This is a genomic window from Haliscomenobacter sp. (genome assembly GCF_041740695.1).
Classification (GTDB): domain Bacteria; phylum Bacteroidota; class Bacteroidia; order Chitinophagales; family Saprospiraceae; genus Haliscomenobacter.
The window spans coordinates 1-25989 of record NZ_JBGSLK010000139.1; the positions used below are offsets into that span (position 1 = coordinate 1).

At 48.5% G+C, this 25989-nt stretch carries 21 protein-coding genes; 13 read left to right on the top strand and 8 right to left on the bottom strand.

Features of this window, described 5'->3' with window-relative positions:
- Window positions 1–84 precede the first annotated feature (84 nt).
- Window positions 85–1761, bottom strand: coding sequence for a GMC oxidoreductase (locus ACEW9O_RS28130; protein WP_373553565.1), 1677 nt, complete (start codon window positions 1759–1761; stop codon window positions 85–87).
- Window positions 1762–2176: 415 nt separating this feature from the next.
- Here ACEW9O_RS28130 and ACEW9O_RS28135 point away from each other — a divergent pair, with 415 nt between their 5' ends.
- The 7 genes from ACEW9O_RS28135 (at window position 2177) to ACEW9O_RS28165 (ending at window position 8963) form a co-directional block, all read left to right on the top strand.
- Window positions 2177–3931, top strand: a complete 1755-nt coding sequence (locus tag ACEW9O_RS28135; protein WP_373553566.1) for a hypothetical protein — start codon at window positions 2177–2179, stop codon at window positions 3929–3931.
- Window positions 3932–4019: 88 nt separating this feature from the next.
- Window positions 4020–5183 (top strand): hypothetical protein, encoded by a 1164-nt coding sequence (locus ACEW9O_RS28140; RefSeq protein WP_373553567.1) that lies wholly within the window; start codon window positions 4020–4022, stop codon window positions 5181–5183.
- 63 nt (window positions 5184–5246) lie between these two features.
- Window positions 5247–6308: a TlpA family protein disulfide reductase gene (locus tag ACEW9O_RS28145; protein ID WP_373553568.1), complete on the top strand. Its 1062-nt coding sequence runs from the start codon at window positions 5247–5249 to the stop codon at window positions 6306–6308.
- A gap of 56 nt (window positions 6309–6364) precedes the next feature.
- A complete protein-coding gene (locus tag ACEW9O_RS28150; protein ID WP_373553569.1) occupies window positions 6365–6940 on the top strand; it encodes an RNA polymerase sigma factor in 576 nt (191 codons plus the stop codon).
- Window positions 6941–6951: 11 nt separating this feature from the next.
- Window positions 6952–7254, top strand: coding sequence for a hypothetical protein (locus ACEW9O_RS28155; protein WP_373553570.1), 303 nt, complete (start codon window positions 6952–6954; stop codon window positions 7252–7254).
- 2 nt (window positions 7255–7256) lie between these two features.
- Complete coding sequence (locus tag ACEW9O_RS28160; RefSeq protein ID WP_373553571.1) at window positions 7257–7721, top strand: hypothetical protein; 465 nt, start codon at window positions 7257–7259, stop codon at window positions 7719–7721.
- An 81-nt stretch (window positions 7722–7802) separates the two neighbouring features.
- Complete coding sequence (locus tag ACEW9O_RS28165) at window positions 7803–8963, top strand: homogentisate 1,2-dioxygenase (RefSeq protein ID WP_373553572.1); 1161 nt, start codon at window positions 7803–7805, stop codon at window positions 8961–8963.
- Between the two features lie 30 nt (window positions 8964–8993).
- Here ACEW9O_RS28165 and ACEW9O_RS28170 read toward each other — a convergent pair whose 3' ends face one another.
- The 3 genes from ACEW9O_RS28170 to ACEW9O_RS28180 form a co-directional block, all read right to left on the bottom strand.
- Window positions 8994–10115, bottom strand: coding sequence for a YncE family protein (locus ACEW9O_RS28170; protein ID WP_373553573.1), 1122 nt, complete (start codon window positions 10113–10115; stop codon window positions 8994–8996).
- Between the two features lie 114 nt (window positions 10116–10229).
- Window positions 10230–10643, bottom strand: coding sequence for a DUF1761 domain-containing protein (locus ACEW9O_RS28175; protein WP_373553574.1), 414 nt, complete (start codon window positions 10641–10643; stop codon window positions 10230–10232).
- Between the two features lie 55 nt (window positions 10644–10698).
- Entirely contained in the window at window positions 10699–11559 is an 861-nt protein-coding gene (locus ACEW9O_RS28180; protein WP_373553575.1) for an alpha/beta hydrolase, read from the bottom strand.
- A gap of 215 nt (window positions 11560–11774) precedes the next feature.
- Between ACEW9O_RS28180 and ACEW9O_RS28185 the strand changes: the two genes are divergently transcribed.
- Both ACEW9O_RS28185 and ACEW9O_RS28190 read left to right on the top strand, forming a co-directional pair.
- Complete coding sequence (locus tag ACEW9O_RS28185) at window positions 11775–14135, top strand: ABC transporter permease (RefSeq protein WP_373553576.1); 2361 nt, start codon at window positions 11775–11777, stop codon at window positions 14133–14135.
- A gap of 3 nt (window positions 14136–14138) precedes the next feature.
- Window positions 14139–16598: an ABC transporter permease gene (locus ACEW9O_RS28190; RefSeq protein WP_373553577.1), complete on the top strand. Its 2460-nt coding sequence runs from the start codon at window positions 14139–14141 to the stop codon at window positions 16596–16598.
- A gap of 136 nt (window positions 16599–16734) precedes the next feature.
- Here the strand turns inward: ACEW9O_RS28190 and ACEW9O_RS28195 are convergent, their stop codons facing one another.
- Window positions 16735–17841: a DUF2911 domain-containing protein gene (locus ACEW9O_RS28195; RefSeq protein ID WP_373553578.1), complete on the bottom strand. Its 1107-nt coding sequence runs from the start codon at window positions 17839–17841 to the stop codon at window positions 16735–16737.
- Window positions 17842–17948: 107 nt separating this feature from the next.
- Between ACEW9O_RS28195 and ACEW9O_RS28200 the strand changes: the two genes are divergently transcribed.
- A complete protein-coding gene (locus ACEW9O_RS28200; RefSeq protein ID WP_373553579.1) occupies window positions 17949–18788 on the top strand; it encodes a maleylpyruvate isomerase N-terminal domain-containing protein in 840 nt (279 codons plus the stop codon).
- A 128-nt stretch (window positions 18789–18916) separates the two neighbouring features.
- On the opposite strand, the gene ACEW9O_RS28205 is transcribed toward ACEW9O_RS28200, so the two are convergent.
- From ACEW9O_RS28205 to ACEW9O_RS28215, 3 genes are all read right to left on the bottom strand, one after another.
- Window positions 18917–19747 carry a hypothetical protein gene (locus ACEW9O_RS28205; protein ID WP_373553580.1) on the bottom strand — a complete coding sequence of 277 codons (831 nt, stop codon included), beginning with the start codon at window positions 19745–19747 and terminating at the stop codon, window positions 18917–18919.
- 61 nt (window positions 19748–19808) lie between these two features.
- Complete coding sequence (locus ACEW9O_RS28210; RefSeq protein WP_373553581.1) at window positions 19809–21953, bottom strand: gliding motility-associated C-terminal domain-containing protein; 2145 nt, start codon at window positions 21951–21953, stop codon at window positions 19809–19811.
- A complete protein-coding gene (locus ACEW9O_RS28215; RefSeq protein WP_373553582.1) occupies window positions 21953–22765 on the bottom strand; it encodes a hypothetical protein in 813 nt (270 codons plus the stop codon). Before ACEW9O_RS28215 ends, ACEW9O_RS28210 begins: the two co-directional genes overlap by 1 nt.
- A 217-nt stretch (window positions 22766–22982) precedes the next feature.
- On the opposite strand from ACEW9O_RS28215, the gene ACEW9O_RS28220 reads away from it, so the two are divergent.
- The 3 genes from ACEW9O_RS28220 (at window position 22983) to ACEW9O_RS28230 (ending at window position 25982) form a co-directional block, all read left to right on the top strand.
- The gene (locus ACEW9O_RS28220) at window positions 22983–23582 is read left to right on the top strand and encodes an RNA polymerase sigma factor (RefSeq protein ID WP_373553583.1); all 600 of its coding nucleotides are present in this window, start codon (window positions 22983–22985) and stop codon (window positions 23580–23582) included.
- A 139-nt stretch (window positions 23583–23721) separates the two neighbouring features.
- Window positions 23722–24477: a tol-pal system YbgF family protein gene (locus tag ACEW9O_RS28225; RefSeq protein WP_373553584.1), complete on the top strand. Its 756-nt coding sequence runs from the start codon at window positions 23722–23724 to the stop codon at window positions 24475–24477.
- Window positions 24478–24485: 8 nt separating this feature from the next.
- Window positions 24486–25982, top strand: coding sequence for a C1 family peptidase (locus ACEW9O_RS28230; RefSeq protein ID WP_373553585.1), 1497 nt, complete (start codon window positions 24486–24488; stop codon window positions 25980–25982).
- Window positions 25983–25989: the final 7 nt, after the last annotated feature.

The following is a 25989-nucleotide window of genomic DNA, read 5'->3' on the forward strand; positions in this document are numbered from 1 at the left end:
CTCCGCGAGCGATTTTGACAAAGTCCTTGTCTAAGTCGCTCGCGGAGCCTAAACCTTCTCAACCTTCTCAACCTCCTCAACCAATTATAGTTTTCCTGCCTTCAATTCCGCCACCGCACGATTGGCAGCCCGCGCCGTCAGCGCCATGTACAAAATCGAAGGACTCTGGTTGCCGGTACTGGTCATACAGGCGCCATCGGTGACGAAGACGTTTTTGCAGTGGTGCAACTGGTTCCATTCATTGAGCAAGGAGGTTTTGGGATCTCGGCCCATCCGTACCCCGCCCATTTCGTGAATGTCCAGCCCGGGAGCTTGTTTGTTGTCGTGGGTACTGATGTTTTGACAACCCGCCACTTCGAGCATTTCCCGACTTTGGGTCAAAAAGTCGGCGACCATTTTTTCTGAATTGTCATCGTAGCCCACCGAGGTTACCAGCAGCGGAATGCCCCATTGGTCTTTTTGATCGGGACTTAGCCGCACCTGGTTGTTTTCGTTGGGCATGGATTCGCCTTGCATGTACATGTAGACTTCCCAGCCGCGGGGTTCGGAGAGTGCTTTTTTGTAGTCGGCACCAATGCCTTCAGCCGCATCGCGCCGAGCGCGGTAGGCTCCCATAAAGGTGGTGTAGCCGCCCAGGAAATCGGTGTCTTGTTTGCCCAGGTTGCGGAAATTGGCCAGGATACACTCCACCGGGTTTTTGCCGTACACATATTTGTCTTCATAGCCCGGCATCTCGCCATGCGCGGAGCCCCGGTAAATGTGGAATCCGATGTATTTGCCCAGCAAGCCATTGTCGTTGCCCAGGCCATTGGGGAAACGGTTGCTTTGGGAATTCAGCAAAATCAAATTGCTATTCAGCGCGGAGGCGTTGACAAAAATGACCCGGGCTTTGTATTCGATGACTTCCTTGGTATTGGCATCGATCACCCTGACTCCGCTGGCTTTGCCCGATTTTTCATCGTAAAGAATAGAGTGGACCACGGAATCTGGACGTACGGTAAGGTTACCCGTCTTTTTGGCCCAGGGCAAAGTACTGGTCACCGAACTAAAGTACCCGCCATAGGGGCAGCCGCGCATACAGAGGTTGCGGCGCTGGCAACGGCCCCGGCCTTGTTCGAGGTGTACTTCATTGGGTTCGGTGAGTTGGGCCCAACGCCCTTGTACCAGGTAGCGGTTTTTATAGTGCTTCAGGAATTTTTCCTGCACTGCTTTTTCCACACAATTCAATTCAATGGGGGGCAAAAACTCTCCATCCGGCATGGACTCAATGCCGTCTTTATGCCCACAAACGCCGATGAATTTTTCAACATGGCTGTACCAGGGGGCCACATCGGTGTAACGAATTGGCCAATCGATGCCGTAGTCAAAACGAGCAGGAGCAGTAAATTCATACTCGCTCCAGCGCTGACAGGCGCGGCCCCAAATCAGCGATTTGCCACCTACCTGATAGCCTCGAATCCAGTCGAAAGGTTTTTCCTGTACGTAGGGATGATCCTTGTCTTCAATAAAAAAATGGGCTGTGTCCTCATTGTAACCCGCTGCCTTGCTAATCAGCGGATTTTCTTTTTTGTATTGGCGTGGATGCCAGTTGCGGTGTTTGAACTCCCAGGGCTCGGTGAAAGCGGTGGGGTAATCGCTGATGTGTTCGATGTTGCGGCCACGCTCCAGAACCAGGGTTTTGAGCCCTTTTTCGCACAACTCTTTGGCCGCCCAGCCACCACTAATTCCCGATCCGATGACGATGGCGTCAAAATCTGGCATAGCTATTGGTTTTAAGAAACGCAGAAAACATAAGTCATTCCTGATTTTTGAAAAGCCAAAATTAGGCTGAAATCTAATCGCGGAGCGATTGAATTTTGAATAGCCCCGGTCGTCCGGGGTAAATAGTAGGGTCAAATTGGCTGCAACCACGGCAGTGGTTGAACTGAATTGAGCAAAAAATTCAACCGCATCCGCGGTTGTGAAACCTTTTGCTGCCGAAATGACCCCGGACGACCGGGGCTATTCAAAATTCAACCGCTTTCGCGGTTTGTTATTCCAAAAATTCGGGATGACTCATGTTTTGCGTCATACTAAGGTACCAAATCTAAAGATTTTTTTGCCGGGCTTTGCTCTTTTTTACGTTATTTCAGTACTTTAAATCATTATTGCGACACCTCAAACCCAATCAGAACAGATGAAAAAAATACTGGCTTCTCTTTGTTTTTACTTGTTTGTGCAACTTAGTCTTTTCACCCAAATCCCCGCTTTCCCCGGAGCGCAAGGTTTTGGTGCCTTGAACACCACTGGCGGACGTGGCGGGCAAGTCATTTATGTGACCACACTAAATTGTGAAGGGCCCGGATCGCTCAACGCCGCCTTGGCAACGCCCGGCCCAAAGTACATTTTATTCAAAGTAAGTGGTTTGATCGACTGTGCGGCGGAGCTCATTTGGGGTGATTGTTACATTGCGGGCCAAAGTTCACCGGGCGGCATCATCGTGCGGGGAATCATCATCGACGACTGGTATGAACCCAACAACGGAGCCAAAAACATCATCATCCGCCACCTCAACTCTCGCCCGGCTACCGAACAAATCCGGCCAGGCAGTGGCTGGGTAGCCGATGATGCCTTGCGCCTGGATGCAGCAAGTCGAGTAGTCATCGACCATTGCTCCTTTGCCAATGCTACCGACGAAGCCATTCAAATTTCGCGCAGCAACAACCTCAGCATCCAGTATTGTCAATTGGCAGAAACCCTGGGCGACCACTACGAATTTGGTGGCATGTTGCTCAATTACTCGGCCAATGGGCACCGCAAAGACAGCATCAGCATCCACCACAACATCTGGAACCGCATCGGAGGACGTATGCCTGAAATAAGTTGCGAGCAAAGTGGTGAGGCACCCAACGACATGTCCTGCCTGCAACATCCGCTGAGGATCGAGCTGTCGAACAACCTCTTGTGGGACCAACAAATCGAAATGTATTACAATTCCGGTTTTTATACCTCGAATCAGGAAGCGCCGGGTTTGCGCCTTTTGCCCAATTTTGTCAACAACCTCTCGGTGGTGCGCAGCAGCATGTGCCATGGCATGTTCCGCGATCTGATGCTGGGTTTTTCCAACAATGAATTATTTGTCAGCGGCAACAAACTGAGCAGATTCCCCAATTACGCCGACTATGAGCTGTTTTACTGTTGCAACGATTTTTGCACGGCCCCCAATCACCCCAATCGGGATTTGGGCAAAGCCATTCGGCGCAGTACCCGCTTCCCTTACCCTGCGATTACTTATACAGCCACTGCGGATTTGCTGGCAAATTTGCGCAGCACTGTGGGCGCTTTTAACCCCCACAGCACCCGCCGCCGTGATCCCATGAACCGTCGCCTACAGCAACCCTTGCTGGACAACGTCATCGATAGTCGCCCCATCGATGGTCGCGATTATTACCAGGATGCCTTCCGACTGGATTTCACAACTGCTCCGGCGGCCCCCAAGGATACAGACAGTGATGGTATGCCCGATTCCTGGGAAACGGCCCAAGGTTTGAATCCCAATGTAAAGGATCACAATGGCACCCAGCTGTCGATCAAATTTACCGGGCTGGCTGGATACACCAATCTGGAATGTTACCTGAATGATTTGTCAGATCGGTTGGTCAGCGGTAGTCCTTTGACCAAAGTGGGTGACCGAGGCATTGACAAACAGTGGCAAAAAATCAATTTTGACAGTTCTTCGCGGATGCTGTATGTGGAAATAGACCAAGCCTCTGCTCCTGAAGGTTCGCAGGTACAAGCCCGGGTGTTGAATAGTTATGGCGCAGTGATGGCCGAAGCCAAAACCCAGGGGCAGCGCTTGCAAATACCCCTGGCGCATGCACCAAGTGGCATTCATTTTGTACACATTCAAAAAGGCATTCACGGGGTGACGGAAAAGATATTCATTCCCTAAGCGCAAGAAGGTAGAGGCCTTGGGTTTTGAACTCTTTTGGCTTATTTTTATTCAATGCTTTGATCATTCAATGGATAAAACCTGCATCATGAAAACCCACTTAATTGCATTATTTCTGTGTTTTTTGGGGCTGAACCTGACTGGCCAAATTCGTTTTGAGCGGGCCTATTTCATCGACAATCAAGGCAACAAAATCGAGTGCCTGATCAAAAACTCCGACTGGCACGACAATCCCAACTCCTTTGTCTACCGCACTACCGAAACCGCACGCACGAATTCAGCCTCCCTTGAAAATGTGCAGGAATTTGGGGTGTACAATTTTTCCAAATACATCCGCGCCAAAGTAGACATCGACCGCAGCAGTGGCGAGATCAGCAAGATGGATTATTTCGGCAATGCCATTTTTCACAGTGAAGAACTTTTTTTGAAGGTTTTGATCGAGGGCGAAGTGTCTTTGTACCACTACTCCGACGGCGACCTCAATCTTTTTTTCTATCAAACACCCAGCCAAGGCATTCGCCAATTGGTGTACAAAAGGTACATTGTTGATCAAAACACCATTGCCAGTAATGTGGAGTTTCGGGAGCAATTGGCGGAGGCCAAATGTGCCCAAGCCCGTTCGGAAGTGCTGCAGGAATTGAAATATTACAAGTCTGAACTGATCAAATACCTGATCGCTTACCACCAGTGCAAGGGACTGAGTTTTACGAACTACGATGGAAAAATCAAACGCGACTTGTTCAATGTGCGGGTGACCACTGGCCTGAGTTTTTCCGATTTTATATTTGTGGGCGTAGATGGTTTTTCACAAAAAGCAACACCTCGACTCGGGCTGGATTTGGAGTTTGTACTGCCTTTCAACAAAAGCAAGTGGGCCTTTTTTGTCGAACCCAATCTGCAAAGTTTTTTTGCCACCGAATCGATTCGCAGTGAACTGACTTCGATCAATTACCGGGCCTTGGAAGTCCCGACGGGCTTGCGGCATTACTTTTTTATCACCGAGGATTTGCGCTTTTCGCTGAGTGCAGCTTACGCCTTTGAACTGAGTTTCAATTCCGCAATGAACCGGATTGATGGCCGCCAGTACGAGCTCAGTGGGGGCAATGTATTTGCAGGCGGGGCCGGGATGAGTTATAAAAAATTCAGCGCCGAATTGCGCTGGTACGAAAAAAAGGATTTATTGAGGTTGTATCCGTTTTTGGAGTCTGATTTGTCGAAGGTGGCCTTGGTGTTGGGCTGGAAGTTGTGGTAAAAAAAATGGCGCGCACTGCGCAGGGTTTGTTGGGATTTGGCGTCTAACCGCTAAAACCCGCTAATGAAACAAACTTACCTCTTTAAAACGGTGCTGGCAGGGCTGGTGTTTTTGTTCGCAATTACCAATACTTGCCTGGCACTGACCATCAGTGGCCGCATTACCAATGCCAAGACCGGGGTCATTCATTTTCGCAGCAGTTGGGACCGTAGAGATAGCTTCCAACTTGATGAAAAGGGCTATTTCAACGCCACACTAACCATCAGCCCCTACGAAAAGGCCTTCCACCTGAGTTGGGTAACCAAAGATGGTTATGGCCAAATGGTCTATATGCTACTCGACCCCGATGATGTGGTGGAAATCACAGGCAACCACAAGGGCGAAAAAGTGGAATTCATCAAAGGCGACGTAGCGCGCAAAAATTACCTGAATGATTTATTGGAAAAAACCAACGACCTCAATCACCGGAAATATGATTTTGGGGAAGAAAAAAGGGACTCCGTCAATCGGGAGATTTTCAGGTACCTGGATACCTTGTTTGTTGAAGACCCGGTTTTGGCCATAGAGTGTATTGGTTTTATGCGCTATACCCTTTTTGCTGATGAATACAGCTGGGGGAAATTGCCGCACATCTGGCAATCCATTGAATCTGTGCCTGCGGATGTGAAGGAAAATTCATTCACCTATAAAAAACTGGCAAACCGACTCTGGCCGGGTAAAACCATGCTGGAGCTCAGTTTTGTTGACACCTCAAAAATCAGCCACCGCAGCGATGAATGGTCGGGCAAACCGATCCTTTTGATGTTTGGCACCAGTTGGTGCCGGCCTTGTAGAGTGAACAATCAAGCTTACCTTACTCAATATGAAGCATTAAAAGATAAAATCGTGCTGCTCAATATTTCCACAGAGGAACACTTTAGGGATTGGCAAAAATATGCCCTCAAAAATCAGCTGCCCTGGCAACAAGGCTTTTGGGTCAGTGACGAAAGCCTCGATGGTGATGGCTTGAGGGAAACTTATCACCTAAATGCCGTTCCCCTGGACATCCTAATCGACCAAAATCGAAAAATCATCAGCTTCAACCCCAGCATTGACGAGGTTTTTACTTTTCTCAATAAAAAATAATACAAGGTCGCGCAGGTTTTTTTCAGCCTACTCGTCTAACCCCTAAATACCAACTTTTGACCAAAGCCAAAGCACATATCCACAGCCCACAGGAAAGCAGTAGTACTTTCCAGGACTACTTTTACACCCACAAAGACCGGGTGTTCAATACCGCTTTGTCTTTGTTGCAGAATTGGGAAGAAGCCGAAGAGTTGACCCAGGATGTGTTCGTGGCTGCGTACGAAGCCATTGGCAGTTTTCGAGGGCAGTCGAGTATGTGCACCTGGTTGTACCGCATCACGGTGAACAAGGCCCTGGATCGGATCAAAGCCCGCAAGGCGCAAAAACGTTCCGGCTTTACCCGCTCGCTCTGTCGGCAAACGGAGCATGAAGAAAAACCGCTGGATTTGCCCGATTTTATTCATCCGGGAGTGCTACTCGAACAGCAGGAATCCAGTATCGCCTTGTTCAAAGCCATTGCCAGGTTGCCCGAAAATCAACAAAGCGCTTTTGTACTGGCCAAAATCGAGCAACTCAGTTATGCTGAAATCGCACAGGTTTTGGAGATCAGTATTCCGGCCGTAGAGTCGCTTTTGGTACGGGCCAGGCAGAAATTGCGGGAATTGCTCAAGAATTTTTACGAAAACGATTAAGTCATTGCCTTATGGACGAACCCAAACACCACGATCCAGTAGAGGCTGCACTACAAAGCCTGGAAGGTCTACAACGGGCCAAGGCGGATGAGGCTTTGCTGCAAAAGATCGAAGCCCGCATCCAGGCTACCCGCGCGGCCCGACAAGTGCAACAAACGCAGGTTCGGCGGCTAACCAGACAAATGCTTGCTGCCTCGGTGCTGATGTTGCTGCTCAACTCCGCGGTTTGGTTTAACGTAGGCTTCAAACAACAAGAAATGCAAAAAGTGGAGCAATTCTCCCGCCTGTATTTTACATCACCACTCAATTATTGAACATGAATGTCCTCAAAATAATGGGCGCGGCCCTCTTGCTTTTGTTTGTGCTCAATGTCGTTTCGCTGGGCTTGCTCCTGCGCCTGAATCGACCCCATGATCAGCCCAATCGGCCCTCCGCTGCGGCAGAATTCCTGATGCACGAACTGAAATTCAGCCCGGTTCAACGGGATTATTACCAACAATTGATCAAACAGCACCGCAGCAAAATACGGGCGATTGAAGCGCAACGCACCGAGTTGCGCCATGCTCTTTTTGCAGGGATTGCCCAAAACGATACCGCTGCACTAGCTGGTTTGCGGCAATTGGAGGGCAAAACGGAATGGGTCACTTTTCAACATTTTCAGGCCGTCCGCAGATTGAGCAATGTGGAGCAAAAACAGCGTTTTGACCACATTATTCAGGAGGTGATGCGCAAAATGGGAGCTCATGAAAGACGGCACCCTCAAGGCTTACAGCATCATTAAACCATACCCAAAATAGCACAAGATTTTCGGCATTATTGCTCTCACTTCCCTAACTTTACCCCACCAAATAAAACCAAGTTTATGCCGATCTACCACAAGCTGGGGAAAATCCCTCCCAAGCGCCATACCATTTTTGAAAAACCCGGCGGCGGGCTGTACTACGAGCAATTGTTTGGCACCGTGGGTTTTGATGGAATGTCCTCATTGTTGTACCAGATTCATCGCCCCACGATGATTCGCGCCATTGGAGAAGCCATCGATGTCAGTCCCGTAATTGCGGTAGCCAAAAACATCCACCCACGTAAGTTGCTCGGTTTTGAAGTGCCCGCCAAAGCAGATTACCTGGAAAGCCGCACTCCCCTACTCGTCAATTCCGACATCCACATTGGACTGGCTGCGCCGCAAAGCTCCCTGCGCAATTATTTCTACAAAAACGCGGATGCCGACGAACTGCTGTTCATTCACCGTGGAACGGGCACCCTGCGCACCCTTTTGGGCAATATTCCCTTTGAATACGGCGACTACCTGCTGATTCCGCGTGGCATGATTTACCAAATCGACTTTGATACCGCCGACAATCGTTTGCTCTACGCCGAGTCTTTTCATCCGATTTATACCCCTAAACGTTACCGCAACTGGTTTGGGCAACTGTTGGAACATTCCCCCTTTTGCGAACGCGATTACAAACTTCCCCAAGACCTCGAAACCCACGATGAAAAAGGGGAGTTTTTGCTCAAGGTCAAAAAGCAGGGTATACTCCACCAATTGGTCTACAACACGCACCCCTTCGATGTCGTTGGCTGGGATGGGTACAATTTCCCTTACGGATTTTCGATCCACAATTTTGAACCGATCACCGGACGGGTACACCAGCCACCTCCCGTGCACCAGACCTTTGAAACCAAAGCCTTTGTGGTCTGTTCCTTTTGCCCACGCATGTACGACTACCATCCACGGGCCATTCCCGCACCCTACAATCACTCCAACATCGATAGTGATGAGGTGTTGTATTACGTGGATGGCGACTTTATGAGCCGGAACAACATTGCCGCCGGGCATATTTCCCTACACCCTGGCGGCATTCCACACGGGCCACATCCGGGTGCTTACGAGCGGAGTATCGGCAAAACATCCACGGAAGAGTTGGCGGTGATGATCGATACGTTCAAACCGCTGATGGTGACGGAGGCAGCGTTGAAGATCGACGATGGAGTGTATTATCAATCCTGGTTAGAGGGCTAAACCGTCGCCTAGGAACGGAAATGAAATAAGTTAACGATTTCGACCCAGGCCAAATTGATCCCCTTTTTTCACTGCCTTATTTCCTTGGAAATGGATTTCCACTATTTTTTCACTTTGGACAATCTCGCCCTTTTCATCCGCAAGGCGGTGAATGATTTCCTTGCTGGCAATGTCGATGATTTCGCCAGTGCTGGGCCAGGCGTGGCGCCCATCCATACTAAAAGTGACCCAACCCGGCTGGTCGCGCAAGGCTACGGAAGACAGGTAACGTGGTGGCATTTGTTGGTTGTCAAAAATGTGCATGCGTTGGTTGGCCCCATCGGCTACCCAAAGTTCTTTTTCGTCGGGAGTTAGGCCAATGCCGTGGCTGGGGCAGCCATGTCTTTTGATGAAGCCTTTTTCAAAGCCGGGTACTTCCACCCGATGGATCATTTTTCCCGTTTTTAAGTCAGCTATTTCAAAACCCAGCAGTTCGTTCACATTGCCGTACAACAACGACTGTTTGCCGTCAATGGTAAATGGCCTTACGCTAGCTGAAAATGGCCCAATCTGGCGTTGTTTGCTGGTGTTTTTAGGATTGACTACAGTCACATAGGGTGAGGCGAGGCCTTCCATGTAGACCGCCTTTCCGTTGGGTGCAAAAATGGTGTTGTGGGCTTTACTTTTGAGCACGACCTGCTCTTTTACCTCACCCGTTTTAGCATCCAGTACGTACCATTGGTCTTTTTCGAAAGAAGGTTGAAAGATAGTCAGCCCATCTGGCGAAATGGCCATGCGGTCGCAACCCGCTTCGTATATTTTTTCCCAAAGTAGTTTTTCACTTTGTAAACTGATGCACATCAGCGATTTGACGGTGCTCACGTAGATGCATTGGGTCGCCAGGCTCACACAAACGCCTTTGACGTTGGAGGGGTGGCCATTGGCGTCCAGGCTACCCGTAGGAATCCGTTTGACCAATTTGTAGTTGTCATCGATGTCGTACACCAAAATGCCGTGGCCGCCGTATTCCAGGTAGTTGCGAATGCCGGGTTCGGCTACGTAGAGGTATCTTTTTACACCCGATTGGGCCTGAGCAGTGGTCAGGAAAAGGTATAAAAATGAAAGGGATAAAAGAGTGGTGCGGATGGCTTGAAAAAGCTTGATCTTAAGCATTGTAAGGAATTGAAAACAGGCCATTCATTTTATTTTTAGCCACAAAGGCACAAAGCACCAAAGTACTAAATTTCGTACAGTAAAGCTCCGTGCCTTCGTGGCAAAAAAATCGTTTTACCTACGCTTGTAGCCCAGTGTAAAGCCAATTAGAGCCCCGGCAATCGCACTGATGATCGCATACACGATTCCATCCAAGAATACCCCGCCCCAGCTCATCAGATTGGAGGTACCATGAATCATGGAGTCAAAACTTACCGCGATCAAAAAACCAATGAGGCCGCCGTAGAGGGCCCCAGTGCCCAGCGTACGGATGCCTGCCCATCTTTCAAAAATCCAGGCAAGCAGGAATGAAGCAACCAGATTTCCAAAAACCAGCACTTCCATCTTTGGCTCGGCTTGAGCACTCGCCATGTTGGGCATGGCCGAGGCCAGCGCATCTTTAAACACCATAGTATACATCACAAAACCGCCCATAAAATAGCCGATAAAACCGGCCAGGGTTCCCAACAAAAGTTTGGTAGAGTTCATAAGTGTTGTTATTTAATAGGTGAAAAAGGAATGTCTGAACGAGGTCGGGCTAGCGTCAATATTGATGGAATGCCTGAGAGATAAATGCGAGTACATCGGGTAGGGATTCACGCCAGTAAGTCCAGGTATGGCCACCATTGCGGACGCGAAATTCATGAGGAACTTCTTTTTTACGCATGGCGATGTGTACCAGCGCGTTGCCTTCGTACAAAAAGTCATCGTCGCCACAATCGATGTACCAGCGCACGGCCTTCTTTTGGTCGTCGGGGATGTTGTTGATCATGTGTACCGCGCTCTGCTGTTTAAAAAAAGCATCAACTTGGGCATCGGTGGCGGTAGAATCTGGTCCACGCCTCATCTGCATTTTAGCTGCCTCCAAGTTTAAAGGCCCGGTTGCGGCACTCAAGGGACAAGCCGAAGAAAACAACTCGGGATGGTGCAGTGCATAAGCAAAACTTCCGCCACCGCCCATCGATAAACCTGCGACCGCTCTAAAGCGCTTTTCGGCTTTGATTCGGTATTTTTTTTCCACAGCGGGCATCAATTCTTTGAAGAAAAAATCCTCATAGAGCCAGGTACCAGTGGCGCTGTTGGCATAACCCCGGCGTCCGGTATTGGCATCGGGCATAACGATGATCATAGGTGTAGCTGTACCTGCGGCAATGGCTTTGTCGGTGATGTTTTGCACTTCGCCAAACTGAACCCAACCGGTTTGATCATCGCCTGCACCATGTAGAAGGTAGAGCACTGGATAAGTCCGGGAAGAAGTTTCATAATCGGGAGGCAAATAAATCGCATACTTCCGCTCCATATTGAGGATTTTGCTTTGGAGGGAAAGGTTGTCAAACACTTTGCTGGTTTGAGCAAAAAGGAGATGGGTGCCCATCACTGCGATCAGTAGGAAAAAGTTTTTCATGTAGTTTATAGTTTTAACCAAGCACTGAATGTTACACAAAATACAAAACGTTTTTTATCCTAAATCAAAATTTTACAAAACCGAACAAAAGTGTTCGTAGGTGAACAATACAAAGGAATTAAAAATGTCTAATTAATTGATTTACAAATATTTTTTATTCTTGGCATAAAAATTGGCCGTTATTTTACAATTGGCTTTGAAAAACTGTATGCGCGATGCTCCATCACAACTTGCTGTTGATTTACCGCAACATCAAACGATTTAAACACAGTTTTTTCATTAACTTGATTGGCTTGTCTACCGGATTGGCCTGTACCTTATTGATCTACCTCTGGGTGAACGATGAGCGGAGTGTTGACCGTTTTCACCAAAACGACCCACATTTATTTCAGGTCATGGGCAATCTGGAAAACGAAGGCAAGGTGGTCACTCAGTCGGGTACACCCAAACACTTGGCTGAACTGCTCAATGCCGAAATGCCAGAAGTAGAAAGAGCCGCCACGGTTACGCCGCCCGCCTGGTTTCCTAAATTCACCCTGAAAGCTCAGCATGAGCCAATCAAAGGGGTAGGAAAATTTGCCAGTGCAGGTTTCTTCCAATTGTTTTCTTATGAACTCCTACAAGGCAGCAAGAACCAGGTTTTGGCCGACAAAAGTACCATCGTCATTTCAGAAAAACTGGCCAAAAGTTTGTTCAAATCCAATAAAAACGCCCTAGGCAAAAACCTGGAGTGGGACATGGCGGGTTTGAAAAAACAATGTACCGTGAGTGGTGTATTTAAAAACCTCCCCACCAATGCCTCCGAGCAGTTTGATTTTGTGCTGCCCTTTGAATCTTTTTTGGACATCATCGGTCGGGGGATAAGTTGGGACAATGTATTCAATACCTACTTAGTGTTGAAAAAAGGTGTTGACCATGAGCGGTTCAATGCCAAAATTGCCGATTTTATCCAGCGTAAAAACCCAGGTGCGAAGGTCGAGTTGTTCATCAAACCCTTTGCCGACAACTATCTGTACGGCCAATACGAAAATGGTGTCCAGGCAGGTGGAAGAATTGAATACGTTCGCCTTTTTTCCCTCATCGCTCTGTTTATCCTGCTCATCGCCTGCGTCAACTTTATGAATTTGGCTACCGCAAAAGCAGCCAACCGGATCAAGGAGGTTGGCATCAAAAAAGCCATCGGTGCCCGGCGGAGCACCCTCATCTGGCAACATTTGGGCGAATCTACCGCCATGACTTTGCTCTCCTTTTTGGTGGCAGCGCTGTTGGTAATTTTGCTATTACCCGCTTTTAATGAGCTTACGGGCAAACAATTGGCGCTGAACTGGAATACCAATTTGGTTCTCGGTGCCCTCGTCATTGCCGCCGCGACCAGCCTCGTTGCGGGCAGTTATCCGGCCTTTTACCTTTCCAGTTTCAAGCCAGTAGCGGTACTGAAAGGAAAACTGAACACTTCAGGCGGCGAGCTGCTGGCTCGTAAAGGACTGGTGGTTTTTCAATTTGGCATTTCCATCGTGTTCATCGTAGCGGTACTGGTCATTTACCAGCAAATCGAATTTGTACAAAATAAAAACCTGGGTTACAACAAAGACAACCTGCTCTACTTTGAAATGGAAGGAAAAGCCACAGCCAACCCAGAAGGCTTTTTGGAGGCTTTGCGCAAAATTCCTGGCGTGGAATCGGTTTCCAATATGCCGGGCAATATCGTTTGGGGGCCAGGTGGCAATGCACCAAATGTAGATTGGAAAGGGAAAAAAATTGCTTTTCAAAATGCCGGAGTGAGTTATGGAATGATCGAAACCCTGGGTTGCGAGATGCGCTCTGGTCGGCCTTTTTCCAGAGATTTTAGCTCCGATACCAGCAAGTTGATCTTCAACGAAGAGGCGGTTGCAGTGATGGGTTTGTCGGAACCTGTGCCGGGGCAAGTCATCGATTTTGGTGGCAGAAAAGTAGAAATTTTGGGTGTGGTCAAAAACTTCCACCTGCAATCCCTGCACGAACCCGTCAAACCTTTTTTCTTCCGCTTTGACCGCATGTATGCCGTAACAGTTATGGTACGAATCGCAGCGGGGACTGAACAAAAGACCTTGGCTGCCTTGACGCAGTTTTACAAAGATTACAATCCTGGCTTTGTATTTGACTATACTTTTTTGGATCAAACCTATCAGGCGCAATATGTGGCCGAAAAACGAGTGTCAGTATTGTCGCGTTATTTTGGGGCCTTGGCGGTACTGATTTCTTGTCTGGGGCTGTTTGGTTTGGCGGCCTTCACTGCCGAGCGGCGGGGCAAAGAAATTGGAATCCGCAAAGTGTTGGGGGCATCGGTGTTGAGTGTGGTGCGACTACTTTCCATGGATTTTGTACGACTGGTCATGTTGGCCATTGTGTTGGCACTTCCGATTGCCTGGTACCTGATGCGGGAATGGCTGACTGGGTTTGCCTACCATATCGAGTTGCAGCCTTGGGTGTTTGTATTGGCGGGAGTGGCTGCCTTGGGCATTGCCATCCTGACGGTGGGTTATCAGGCGTTCAAAGCGGCCATCGTGAATCCGGTAGAAGCATTAAAAAAGGAATAAATCATGCTGAAAAACCATTTCAAAATCGCTTTCCGCAATTTGTTGCGGTACAAATTGCATAGCTCCATCAATGTGATGGGCCTGGCCATTGGCATCAGCGCATGTTTGGTTATTTTTCTGCTGGTTCATCACCAACGCAGTTTTGATACCTTTCATCCCGACAAAGAGCGCATTTACCGGGTGTATACCATTTATAGTGGCCTGTTTGATGCGACCAATAGTGGCATAGCTTTCCCGATACCCGACGCCATTCGCAAGGAGTGCACCGGAGTGGAAGCAGTGGGGCATTTTATGACTTTTAGCAACCTAAAAATAAGCCTGGGTGCACAAAAAGAACAGGGTAAGGTTTTTGAAGAACAAAATCAGGTCGTTGCCGCCGAACCCGACTATTTCCGGGTATTCGATAGTTACCACTGGTTGGCTGGTACACCCCAAACGGCCCTGAGCGAGCCCTTTAAAGTGGTGCTCACCGAGAGCAGGGCCAGGTTTTATTTTGGCAACATTGAACCTCGCGCTGCACTTGGTCAGGAGATCAATTACAACGATTCCTTGCTGGTGACCGTTTCGGGGATTGTTAGTGATTTGCAGAAACAAACCGACCTGAATTTCACCGATTTTATCTCTTTTAGCACCATCCCTCAAAGTTGGTTGAAGAACGATGTAGGTGGATTGGAAGGCATGAAAGAATGGGGCAGCACCACCAGTGCTTCCCAGGTTTTTATCAAATTGGACAAAGAGGCCAAAACAGAACGACTAAGCAAACAGCTCGAGCAACTGGTCAAAAAATACCAAGTGGATAATGATCCCAAACTCAAACTGGCGTACCCATTGCAAGCCTTGGCCGACTTGCGCTATTCCACCATTGGAATTTTCAACGACAGCGCCGCTCCTGCGAACCGCAAAACACTCAATGCTCTGGCGCTGGTGGCGGGATTGCTCTTGTTGATTGCCTGTATTAATTTTATCAATCTGGCCACTACCCAATCGATTCAACGCTCCAAAGAAGTGGGTGTGCGCAAGGTTTTGGGCGGCACGCGAAGCGTGTTGATCCGTCAATTTTTGGGTGAAACCCTGGTGATTACTTTGGTCGCTATGCTGTTTTCCATTGCGCTGGCCAAGGGCGCCCTCGTATTTTTTACCGAATTTTTGCCCGAGGATTTAACTTTTAAACTCTTTGCCCCTACTGTTTTGGCTTTTATGGCTGCTGTTCTTTTGCTGGTGAGTGTGTTGGCGGGTTTGTATCCGGCCTTTGTGCTCTCGGGTTTTCGGCCAGCAGTGGCTTTGAAAGCCAAGTTGTCCAGCAAAGGCGGTGGTAGCGGTGTGGAATGGCTGCGCAAAGGTTTGATTGTTTTTCAATTTACTTTTTCCCTGGCGTTGATTGCTGGAACGCTGATCATCGGGCGGCAGATCAAGTTCATGCAAAACGCGGAAATGGGCTTCAATGCGGATGCAGTGGTACATTTTCGGCCACCTTTCCAATATGAGCCGGAGAAAAAAACACTATTGGCCAACCAAGTCCGGCAGTTAACTGGGGTAAAAGGGGTTTCGATTCATGCCGATGCACCCGCTTCTCAAGGAATCAATACCCGCATTTTCAACTTTAAGGGCAAAAAAGAAACCGAAGACCATGAATTTTTGGTCAAGGGCGCCGATACAGCTTACCTACACTTGTACGATATTACCCTGTTGGCGGGGCGCAATCTGTTGCCTGTCGACTCCACGCGAGAGTATTTGATCAATGAAACCGCACTAAAACAGCTGGGTTTTAAACATCCACAAGAAGCCTTGGGCAAAAATTTGATTGAGGATAAAACGGAGTATCCGATTGTGGGCGTGGTCAAAGATTTTCACAGCAGATCCTTACACGAACCCATCCGCCCTTTGGTGCTTGCGCTTAGCCCTCTGGGTCAGCGCCGTGAACTGAGCCTTAAATTGGCTACGCAGGGCAGTGGAACCGATTCGTTTAAAGCGACGATGGAGCGGGTGGAACAAAGCTGGAAAGCCATTTATCCAGGTGAAAAATTTGAATACACTTTTGTGGATCAAGACATTGCGAAATTTTATGAAAACGAACAACGTACCTCCAAAATCATGAGTGCAGCTACCGGGATTGCCATTTTTATTTCCTGCATTGGTTTGTTTGGTTTGGTCTCCTTTATGATTGGCCGGAGAACCAAAGAAATTGGGGTGCGTAAAATTCTGGGTGCTTCCATTTCCAACATTGTAGCCTTGTTGTCCAAAGACCTTTTGTTGTTGGTGGGTATCTCCATTCTGTTGGGATCACCAATTGCCTGGTATTTTGCGCAGCAATGGTTGAAAGATTTTGCTTTCCACATTGCCATTGAGTGGTGGATGTTCGCCTTGGCGGGGGGACTAGCGATTGCTTTTGCGTTGCTGACGCTGAGTTATCAGGCCATCCGGGCGGCCATTGTCAATCCGGTGGATTCTCTGCGGAACGAGTAGTTTTTCTGAGGTGATTCTGAGGTGCCTTTGGTTTCTTAGGTGATAAAAAAGAAAAAACCTGCGAAGCAGGAAACTCTTTCACCACCTAAGAAACCAAAGGCACCTCAGAATCACCTCAGGAGCTTGCGCATATAGCTTAATTGATGTCCTTATTTCCCTTTAACTGGGTTTTTAAGTCCTCCGTTGCTTTTTTTTGTTGGTCATTCGGTGCCTGAGCGATGGCCTTGTCGGCAAATTCAATGGCTTTGGGGTAATTGCCTTTGGCGCTATAAGCCCGCATCAAACCACTGTTCACCACAAAATTGTCTCCGTGCTTTTTCTGGTTTTCCAGCATCAATTTCAGGGCAAGATCCGCCTGTTTCAGGGTGATCAAGGCACGGCCAAAAGTAGCCAGTTGCTGGGCATTGCCTAAGGCCACCACCTCTGTCATCAGGGAGTCGGCTTCTTTCAAACGATTGGTTCTCACCGCTGCATTGACCCAGTTGCTCATGATCGGGAAGCTTTTTTGCCCGCCAAAACCGGTGACGGCTCTTTTGCTCCAACCGTAGGCCTCCTCTATGTTTTTATTGACATTGAAACAATATTGAGCAGCAGCCAAAACGATTTGAGGATTGAAACCCATGTTGCCCTTCAACTGGTCGCGAATTGTAGCAATCACAATGTCTTCAGTATTCACACTCACCCGGAATGGCAAGGAAAGATTGTCCCACATCAGGGCGATGGTACAAGCATTGGTGCTGTGGTTGGTAAATTCATACTTGAGGTATTCCACAGATTTATCCAGTGCTTGAGGTTTGACCTTCACGCGTAAAACATCGTCTTTTTGTTCGTAATAAAAACTGCCCCAGGCATTGTTGACTTTGTTAAAAATCAAAATGGAACTATCGGGGCTGTAGGCTACATGAAAGCCGTATTTCCCGGCTTTGATGTCTTTACCTTCCACCTTTACATCGTGTTCAAAAGTGATGGTGGTATTGTCATTGGCACCAGCCCGCCAAGGTGCGGTAGGGCTATTGGTCAAAAAACTGAAATTGGTAAATCCAGCAGGAATCAAAGCCCCCCAAATTTTTCCTTCCCGTTTGTTGACGTCCGGGCGTGCATAAGTGATGGTGATGCTGGTGATGCCCACCTCTTCGCTGACCGTGGCCCGAGGGTTCCCGGCGACAGGTGGAAGGTCCAATTGGGCATAAGCAACGACGTTGCCTAGCAGTAATGTTATTGCGAAAATGAGTAGTTGTTTCATAAAATGAATGGAGTTAATGAATGAAATGAAGCTGAAAATTACCTGTTTTTGGAATCATTTGCCTTTTGATTTTGTACTGTTTAAAATTGCGCTTAAAAATGCCTTTTATGCCTATGGAAACACCTATTCCTACGTTGCACCTTTTTACACAACTGGATCAACTGTTGTTGGAGTTTTTGCGCAGCCTCAGTCCTGCTGATTGGGAAAAACAGACCATCGTGCCGCTTTGGACGATCAAAGACATTGCTGGGCATTTGTTGGACGGGAACCTACGCACCCTATCAATGTCCCGAAACCAATATTTTAGTGAAAAACCAGACCCAATTGAATCCTACGGAGACCTGGTGGGCTATTTAAATCGCCTGAATGCCGATTGGGTCAAAGCCTTCAAAAGGGTGAGTCCGACCGTATTGATTGAATTTTTGGAGCTCAGTGGGGCGCAATACAATGCCTATCTCGGTACGCTTGATCCCGATGCTCCTGCCCTCTTTTCAGTAGCCTGGGCAGGTGAAGAGGAGTCTAAAAACTGGTTCCACATCGCCCGTGAGTACACCGAAAAATGGCACCACCAGCAGCAAATGCGTTTTGCAATGGGGCAAGACGAGGTGCTGTACTCCCCGGAGTTGTATTTTCCCTATTTGGATACTTCCATGCGGGCATTGCCTCATCATTACAGGAATGCAGTGGCAGCGAGGGGCAGTGTGATTGCTTTTACGGTGCAAGGCCTTCCAAATGCGCAATGGTTTCTGCAACGCGACGAAAATGCCTGGGTCTTGAGCAAAACGCTAACTCAAACGCCCCTTGCTTCGGTAGACATCGACGGGACAATTGCCTGGCGCATGTTGACTAAAGGAATTGCCAAAGCAGAGGCGGCGAAATGGGTGGAGATTAAAGGGGATCAAAAAATGGGAGCGGTGGTGTTGGATATGTTGGCAGTGATGGCGTAGCGTTTTAAAAAAGCAGCCGCACCACGTCTACCCTAAGTCCATGGAAGCGGCTGCCAGCAAACTCTCCAGTCTACTAAACACTGCAATAGCGGGAACCCATAACATTTTCTATCGTCCTTAGAACATGTCTAAAAATCCAGTGAATAAGCCAAGCTTACGCCATGCGATACGGCGTTTTTTTTGCGGTCCAAACGCTGTTGAAAGCGATAGCCAAAAGAAAAAGAATGCGTTTTGGAAAATTTGTATTCAAGCCCGGTATCGTAGCGAAAGCGATCCCATTCCCAAATGCCATCGTCAAAAGCACCATTGACGGAAAAGTTGTTGAACCAGATGTGGCGATTTTTAAATTCCCAATCGGTACCCAGGCGGGAGCTGAAATCGGAGTCCAGCCTCAACTTGCCTTTTCGGGATTCAGCCCCCAATTGATAAGCAATCCGGTATTGCAAATCAAATTTTTTGCTGGGCATTTTAGGTTGTAGCGTGAGGTCGGTTCGACTCAGGTGGCGCAGATTTTCGTTGTCCACCAACAAGGAATAAGATTGACCTACCCGCAACCACTTGCGAATTTTGTAATCAAAATCAAAGGTAGAAGAGGAACGCCAACTCAGGTCAATGCGGTAGGGATCATCATTTAGGTTATTAAAATTCGTGCTGCCGCCACTGGTGGAGCCACTGCTGGTAGTGCCGCCGAGCTTATCATCGTCATCATCATCATCGACGTCATCTTGATCCTCACGCAAAAAGGGAAAAAGTTCAAATTCATCAAAAATGCGATCATATCTGCGATTGATGTTTTTAATCTCAGGGGTAAGCTGCAATTGTTGCGAAACCTCAATTTTGGTTTTTTTATCCAGCTTAAAACTTTTGGCCGCATCCAGTCTAAGGTTAATGCCCAATTGCTGGGCGTTTAAGCTCAAAGTAACAATCAGTAGCACAATCAGGACAGTCAGGTTTTTCATTTGTATTATCTTAGATGAGTAACCTGATATCGCAGCAAGAGAAAAATGTTACCTGAAAATTTTATTTAAAAATTGAAACGGAACCAAATTTTACAAATTCTTTCCGGCCTTCTGGCCGAATGCGCAAGACGTAATAATATACTCCAGGTGGCAAGGCTCCACCATCCCGAGAGGTACCAGTCCATTGGTTTTCATAAGGTTCTTCCACAAAAACTTTATCCCCCCAACGGTTGAAAATGGTGATGTCACTTTTGGCGTAGTTGGAAGGGCAGCCCAATTTATCGATGAGATTGAACACCAGCCGATCGTTGTATCCATCGTCATTGGGGGTAATGCCTTCCGGAAAAATCGCCCTTGGATCAATTTTTTCCAGCTCACAAATGGCCGCTTCGTCGTTGAGCACAAATGCTACCCAACTGGTGTCACAAGCATTGGGGCATTCCGCCGCACAAATGCTGTAATAAAGGGTATCTGCACCACTCTGGCCCGCTTTGGGCGTATAGATCAGCACATGGTCCACCCCAATGCTAGCGGAGCCTTTTTTGCCCTGTTGCAACACATTCAACTCAACCAGCGCGGTGCCTGCATAAAGTTTCAGCGAGACCGCATCTTTGTTGACTCCTATCCCGGGAAAATCCTTCCCGGAGGGTGCCGCCGCAACGGTGATTTGAATTTTAGCCTGGCTATAATTGGCACAGCCAGCTACCGACAAAGTCCAGATGGCATCTACCGTTCCTGCCCTTTGTGGGCGAAATGTGGTCTGGGCATTTTGAGCATTGGCCAATGTGCCCAGGTTATTGGATAAACTCCAACGGCCAGTTGTGCCAGCGGGCAAATTACCTTGCAAGCGTAAATTTTCAAACAAACAGGCAGAAACAGCTCCTGATCCGCTGACTGTGGCGGGGGCTAAATTGCCATTTGCGGAATTGAGCACCACGGCGAGGCTGGCCTGGCAACTGCGGCTATCCCGCACTGTGATCGTGTAATTCCCGGGGCCTAAACCCGTAAAAGTGGCATTGTTTTGAAAACTCCCCCCACTGAGCGAATAGGTATACGGGGCCAAGCCACCCTGCGCCTGTACTTGAATCTGACCGTCGTTGCCCGCACAGGTAGGCTGGCGCAGGTTGGAAACACTGACACTAGGGCTGGCCGCACCTTGTAAATTGGCTGTTGTTGAGGCAGTACAGCCATTGGCGTCGCGTACACTTACGGTATAGGTGCCCGCAGCCAGATTGCCGAAGCGGCCTGCACTTTGGAAGCTGCCATTGTTGAGCGCGTACTCGTAAGGTGCCCGTCCGTTACTCGCTTGAGCAGTGAAGGCGCCATTGGCTTCGTTACAAGAGGGCTGTAAGGGGGTGACAATGCTGAGGTTGGGGGCACCAGGAGCACTCAAGTCTTGACTTTGAGTACTGGTACAGCCGTTGGCATCCAGTATCGTGACGCTGTAACTGCCCGCTGCCAGATTGGTAAAGCTGCCTGAACTTTGGAAGGTGCCGCTGTTTAGGCTATACTGATAGGGCGAAGTCCCGCCTGAACCTTGAGCGGTGAACCTACCATTATTTTGTCCGCAGCCGGGTTGGGTCACATTGGCAATGCTGAGGCTGGGGGCACTGCCAGCATTCAAGGTTACATTCTGCGAACTGCTACAACCATTGGCATCTCTCACACTTACGGTATAGTTTCCTGACGCCAGATTGGTGAAACTGCTCGAACTATGGAATGACCCTCCATTCAGGCTGTATTCATAAGGTGCAGTACCTCCAGTCCCATTCGTAGCGATGCTACCATTGTTTTGATTGCAGCTTGGAGGGTTTGAGCTGATATTCTGTCCAGGAGCTACAAATACTTCGAGGCCAATACTTTGGTTGATGTTGGCCGTACAGCCCAGGACTGTCACGGTCAAAAGGGTTGCAGTAGCGGTAGCTGAAAGGGTATGCTCTACCTCTTGTTCGTTGGACACACCCGTCAACTGAAAAGTCTGCCCACCGATGCGGTAACTAAGATCAAAAACGGCTGTATCGTCGTCGTCGTCATCGTCGTCATTGGAAGCCAGAATGAACTTCAGGCGAAAAGTTGCCGGGCTACAGCCACCACCCACAACTTCCATGGCTCCGCTGGGAGGCAGGGTATCGTCGTCGCATTGAGCCAGAATGATGATGGGCAAAAGAAACAAACCCAAAACCAGAATGCCGATTTTTGGAGCCATTAGTTGCTGATTTTGATGGAACCAATTGCCGTTTTACTCGACAAAATTTGCCCCTCGGTGGAACTGACCACAATCAAATAATACGTGCCATTCAACAAGTTACCAGGCAACGTAACTTGTTCTTTGACCTGCAATTGAGCGTTGGCAGGGATGTTGCTCAAAGTTTTGGTTTTTAACAGTTTGTCGTTCCAATCCAACACCCCATCTTCGGAGAAGAAGTACCGCAACTCGGTCAGTGGAGTGGTTTGTTCAAAAATGTTCTGAATTGGGGTGTTGACCTCCATGTTTTCTCCCGAACGAAATACTTTATTCGAGATTGCCACACTTCCGATGAGTAAAAAAATCTGTCGCTGCGCCCCAAATACCTCATTTTCTGCCAACAAGTCACCAGGTTCGACGGCGACGGCCTCATTTTTGCGCAGGAAACCCTTGTCCAGTGGGCCCATTTTGGAGTTGCTTTTTCCATCGTTGGCCACCACGGTGTAGTAGTAATTCACATTGGGCAAGGCAGTATAATCGCACAACCAGGTGCTTTTTTGCCAGGCGTTGCTCACTTCCTGCAAAGAGCTGGCTTTGGAGCTAGTAGATCGAAAGACCTTGTACGCCAAAGCCTGCTCACTGGCCTCCCAACGGATGAGAATGAACTTATCGTAGATGCCATCGCTGGCACTGATTTCGCGCGGTGCCTGAGGTGTAGAAATAAGTGGCGCTACGTTTGGCGCTCCGGTTTCAATTTTAAGACTGTCTACTTGCGCCATCCCCTTGGCCATGCATACCAGGAATAAACTGGTCAGTAGTATTTGCTGCAACATTGTCTTTGATTTATGGCATATTGCCGGGAAAGCAAAATGTTACCTTGATAAAGTCAAAAAAACTTACTTGGTTCATGAAACCAAACTGGATTGCATTGTAGTAAACATTTTTTACCCTTTGCGTATTGAACATGTAAACTTCCTACCTGATTGATTCGATCAGAATTTTTTTCAAAAAAATCATTTTCCCAAAGTAACATTTTTTAAGTCAGGCAATATGTTAGTGAAAGCCAAAGAAAAAGGATTGATGGAGTTTACACCACAGGAGATTTTAAGCGGGTTATTGGAAAAAAAGACCGATGTATTTCGCTACCTCTACAAGGCCTATGGCCCCATGATTGCAGGTTACATCCGCAAGAACAGCGGTACAGAAGAAGACGTTACCGAGATGATTCAGGTGGTTATTCTCGAACTTTGGGTGGCGGTACGCGATGGCCGTTACGAAGAAGAAGGCAAACTGGGGCAATACATCTACCAGTTGACCTCCAATACCTGGCGTGATGAATTGCGCAAACGGCGCAACCGACCACAACAAAGTCTATCCGACAGCGACTTACAAATTGAAGATGACGCGGAGGAAAATTTAGCTTCTGCCATCGTCAAGGATCGCTATCTGAATGCCGTACACGAGGGCATGACCCAACTCGGCGAAGTTTGTCGAGACATCATCCAGATGTACCACTTGCAAAAGATCAGGCTTCAGGAAATCGCCGAACGCCTGGAATACGATTACGACAATTTGCGCAAGCGCATTTTTGATTGTCGAAAAAAATTAAAACGACTGACTGAAAACATCTTGGCAAAGCAGAAAAATTAAGTTCCCGATTTGGGTTTTGAATAGGAAGTCGAACGGTTCATTTCAAGTGAGCTTCCTATTAAAAAGCCTCTAAAAAAATCGGGAAGAAATTTTTTGCGTCATAATTTGGCAAAGATGTTCAGGAATAAACAGCACTACAATGGAGCAGATGGAATGGCAAGAAAAACTCCGCGCCTTAAGTGCCGGAGAACTTACCCCCGATGAAGCGGCCAGTGTCCTTCGTGAAGCAGCCGAATCGGAAACAAAGCAGGCAGAATTGCAGTTTAGTCAAAAGTTGACTACGGTTTTGAAGGAGCGTGACTTATTTGAAGTGAAGGAAATTGTAGCCGGGCTGATTCTGGAAGAAGGTTTGCCCGCTGCGGAACCCGGTTCCTGGCTGGGTAAATTGGGACTGAATTGGATCTTGGGGCTCTCCTTATTCCTTTTGCTTGGTACTGGCGTGTTTTTTGTCGGTAAAAGTATGGCTTGGTGGGCCATCGATCCTCAGGCTTTGGCGCAGCAATACCTGCAGCCCATGGAAAACGTGATTTACCTGGAGGACAATGAAGCACCCGCCATCGAAGATCTACGCCAGGGAATGGCCGCTTATGATCAACAAAATTACCGGAAAGCCGCCCAGTATTTAAAAAGCTATTACGCACAGGTACAAGACGGCAACGCTGGCCTGTTCCTGGCAATCAGCCACCTTATGGAAGGAGAAACGGATCAGGCGACGCCAATCCTGCTGAACGGCCTCCAAAAATCAGGCCCTATTCAGGAAGCCAGCCGTTGGTACCTGGCACTGGCCTATTTGCAAAGATCGGATACCCAGGCTGCCATCCATACCTTGGAAGCCATCCCGGCCAGCAGCATTTACGGCCCCAAAGCCCAGGAATTACTTGAATCCCTTAAATGAGTGATAGGATGAAGCGCAGTGTATTGTTGTGGATGATTTTTTGGATGATTGGCCCAGTTTGGCACACTGTGGCCCAAAATAGTGGGCTCCTCTGTTCGGAAAACAAATACCGAAGCATCCCCGTGTTGCCTTCTTACAGCGGCCTCAAGTACAATGAAGTGCCGCTGCGGGTCAGTTTACGCCAATACTGCCCCGTACCCGGCGACCAACAGCGCATGGGCTCTTGTGTGGGCTGGGCAGTGGGCTACGGCGCGCTTACCCTCATGCGGGCACAACGCATGGGTCTAAACGATCCCTCCAAAATCACCCAAATGGCCAATTCCGCCGCTTTTGTGTACAACCAAATCCGCTTACAATCCGACGATTGTAGCGCCGGAGCTTACATTGAAGACGCTCTGGCCTTACTCAAAACCAAAGGCGACTGCCTGGAAAACACCTTCAATTACAAAAAAACAGATTGCACCGCCAACCCAGGGACTGCTCACGCCAGCGAGGCTTTACAATACCGCATTCAGGATTTCGCCGCAGTTTTTAACACCCACGAAGAGCCCAAAAGCAAAATTTCCAAGGCCTGTAAGGTCCTGGCCACCCAAACCCCTCTGGTGGTCGGTATTGCCGTAACCAGCGATTTTTGGGAAATCAAACCGGGCACCCAGCTTTGGGATCCAGCAGAAGACGCCCCCAGCAGCAGCCATCATGCCCTGGTTTTGGTGGGCTACGACAATGTCGAGAAACAATTTGAGTTCATGAACAGCTTTGGCGCTTCCTGGGGCCGCAATGGTTTCATTCGCATGAAATACGACGATTTTGCCCGCTTGTGCAAATACGCCTACGTGCTGCTCCCCGAAGATCGGGCGGAATCCCTGGCCCAGTTGCAACCCAATGCCCAGGAAACACCGAGTGTAAAAACGGAACTTTCCCTGAGCGGCACCTTCGCTTTCCGCAAACCCAGCGGTTACCTCAGCACCAGCGATGGGCAGGAAATTCCTTATTACGAAGAAGTCGCAACGCGTTGGAACACCGCAGCGGGGCTTTACGAAACGCAACAGGCCAGTTTTGAAGTAGGTGATGTCTTTCAATTGGTAGCCCGCGAGATTCCCCGGGGGCGTTATGCCTATGTATTCAGCCAAAGCCCCGGCAGCAAGATCAATTTTCATTTTCCCAAAATGGACAATCAGGTAGCGACTGCGGGATTTGTTTTGGAAAAAACGGCCGAGATTGTCATTCCCAGCGAAGAATCCGTGTTGCAACTGCCGCTGCCGGGCGAGGACTTTTTGTGCATCATCTACAGCCATAGCCCCATTGCGGACATCAGCCGCCGGGTTGAACAACTGGAAAAAAGTTCGGGCGAGTTTGTCGAGCGGGTCCAAAAAGTATTTGCGGATATCGCCATTCCTGCAACTCAAGTGCGCTACAATGCCGATAAAATGGTCTTCAGCGCCCGACCCGACCCGGCGACAGGAAAAATCGCCGTCCCCTTGATTTTAAAAGTGCTTGCACAATAGTCCCTAA

Coding starts and splice junctions, on each gene's coding strand:
- ACEW9O_RS28170 (WP_373553573.1), bottom strand. CDS start 10,115: ATGCTTAAGATCAAGCTTTTTCAAGCCATCCGCACCACTCTTTTATCC.
- ACEW9O_RS28140 (WP_373553567.1), top strand. CDS start 4,020: ATGAAAACCCACTTAATTGCATTATTTCTGTGTTTTTTGGGGCTGAAC.
- ACEW9O_RS28190 (WP_373553577.1), top strand. CDS start 14,139: ATGCTGAAAAACCATTTCAAAATCGCTTTCCGCAATTTGTTGCGGTAC.
- ACEW9O_RS28175 (WP_373553574.1), bottom strand. CDS start 10,643: ATGAACTCTACCAAACTTTTGTTGGGAACCCTGGCCGGTTTTATCGGC.
- ACEW9O_RS28135 (WP_373553566.1), top strand. CDS start 2,177: ATGAAAAAAATACTGGCTTCTCTTTGTTTTTACTTGTTTGTGCAACTT.
- ACEW9O_RS28185 (WP_373553576.1), top strand. CDS start 11,775: ATGCTCCATCACAACTTGCTGTTGATTTACCGCAACATCAAACGATTT.
- ACEW9O_RS28225 (WP_373553584.1), top strand. CDS start 23,722: ATGGAGCAGATGGAATGGCAAGAAAAACTCCGCGCCTTAAGTGCCGGA.
- ACEW9O_RS28200 (WP_373553579.1), top strand. CDS start 17,949: ATGCCTATGGAAACACCTATTCCTACGTTGCACCTTTTTACACAACTG.
- ACEW9O_RS28145 (WP_373553568.1), top strand. CDS start 5,247: ATGAAACAAACTTACCTCTTTAAAACGGTGCTGGCAGGGCTGGTGTTT.
- ACEW9O_RS28155 (WP_373553570.1), top strand. CDS start 6,952: ATGGACGAACCCAAACACCACGATCCAGTAGAGGCTGCACTACAAAGC.
- ACEW9O_RS28215 (WP_373553582.1), bottom strand. CDS start 22,765: ATGTTGCAGCAAATACTACTGACCAGTTTATTCCTGGTATGCATGGCC.
- ACEW9O_RS28210 (WP_373553581.1), bottom strand. CDS start 21,953: ATGGCTCCAAAAATCGGCATTCTGGTTTTGGGTTTGTTTCTTTTGCCC.
- ACEW9O_RS28165 (WP_373553572.1), top strand. CDS start 7,803: ATGCCGATCTACCACAAGCTGGGGAAAATCCCTCCCAAGCGCCATACC.
- ACEW9O_RS28230 (WP_373553585.1), top strand. CDS start 24,486: ATGAAGCGCAGTGTATTGTTGTGGATGATTTTTTGGATGATTGGCCCA.
- ACEW9O_RS28205 (WP_373553580.1), bottom strand. CDS start 19,747: ATGAAAAACCTGACTGTCCTGATTGTGCTACTGATTGTTACTTTGAGC.
- ACEW9O_RS28160 (WP_373553571.1), top strand. CDS start 7,257: ATGAATGTCCTCAAAATAATGGGCGCGGCCCTCTTGCTTTTGTTTGTG.
- ACEW9O_RS28180 (WP_373553575.1), bottom strand. CDS start 11,559: ATGAAAAACTTTTTCCTACTGATCGCAGTGATGGGCACCCATCTCCTT.
- ACEW9O_RS28220 (WP_373553583.1), top strand. CDS start 22,983: ATGTTAGTGAAAGCCAAAGAAAAAGGATTGATGGAGTTTACACCACAG.
- ACEW9O_RS28130 (WP_373553565.1), bottom strand. CDS start 1,761: ATGCCAGATTTTGACGCCATCGTCATCGGATCGGGAATTAGTGGTGGC.
- ACEW9O_RS28195 (WP_373553578.1), bottom strand. CDS start 17,841: ATGAAACAACTACTCATTTTCGCAATAACATTACTGCTAGGCAACGTC.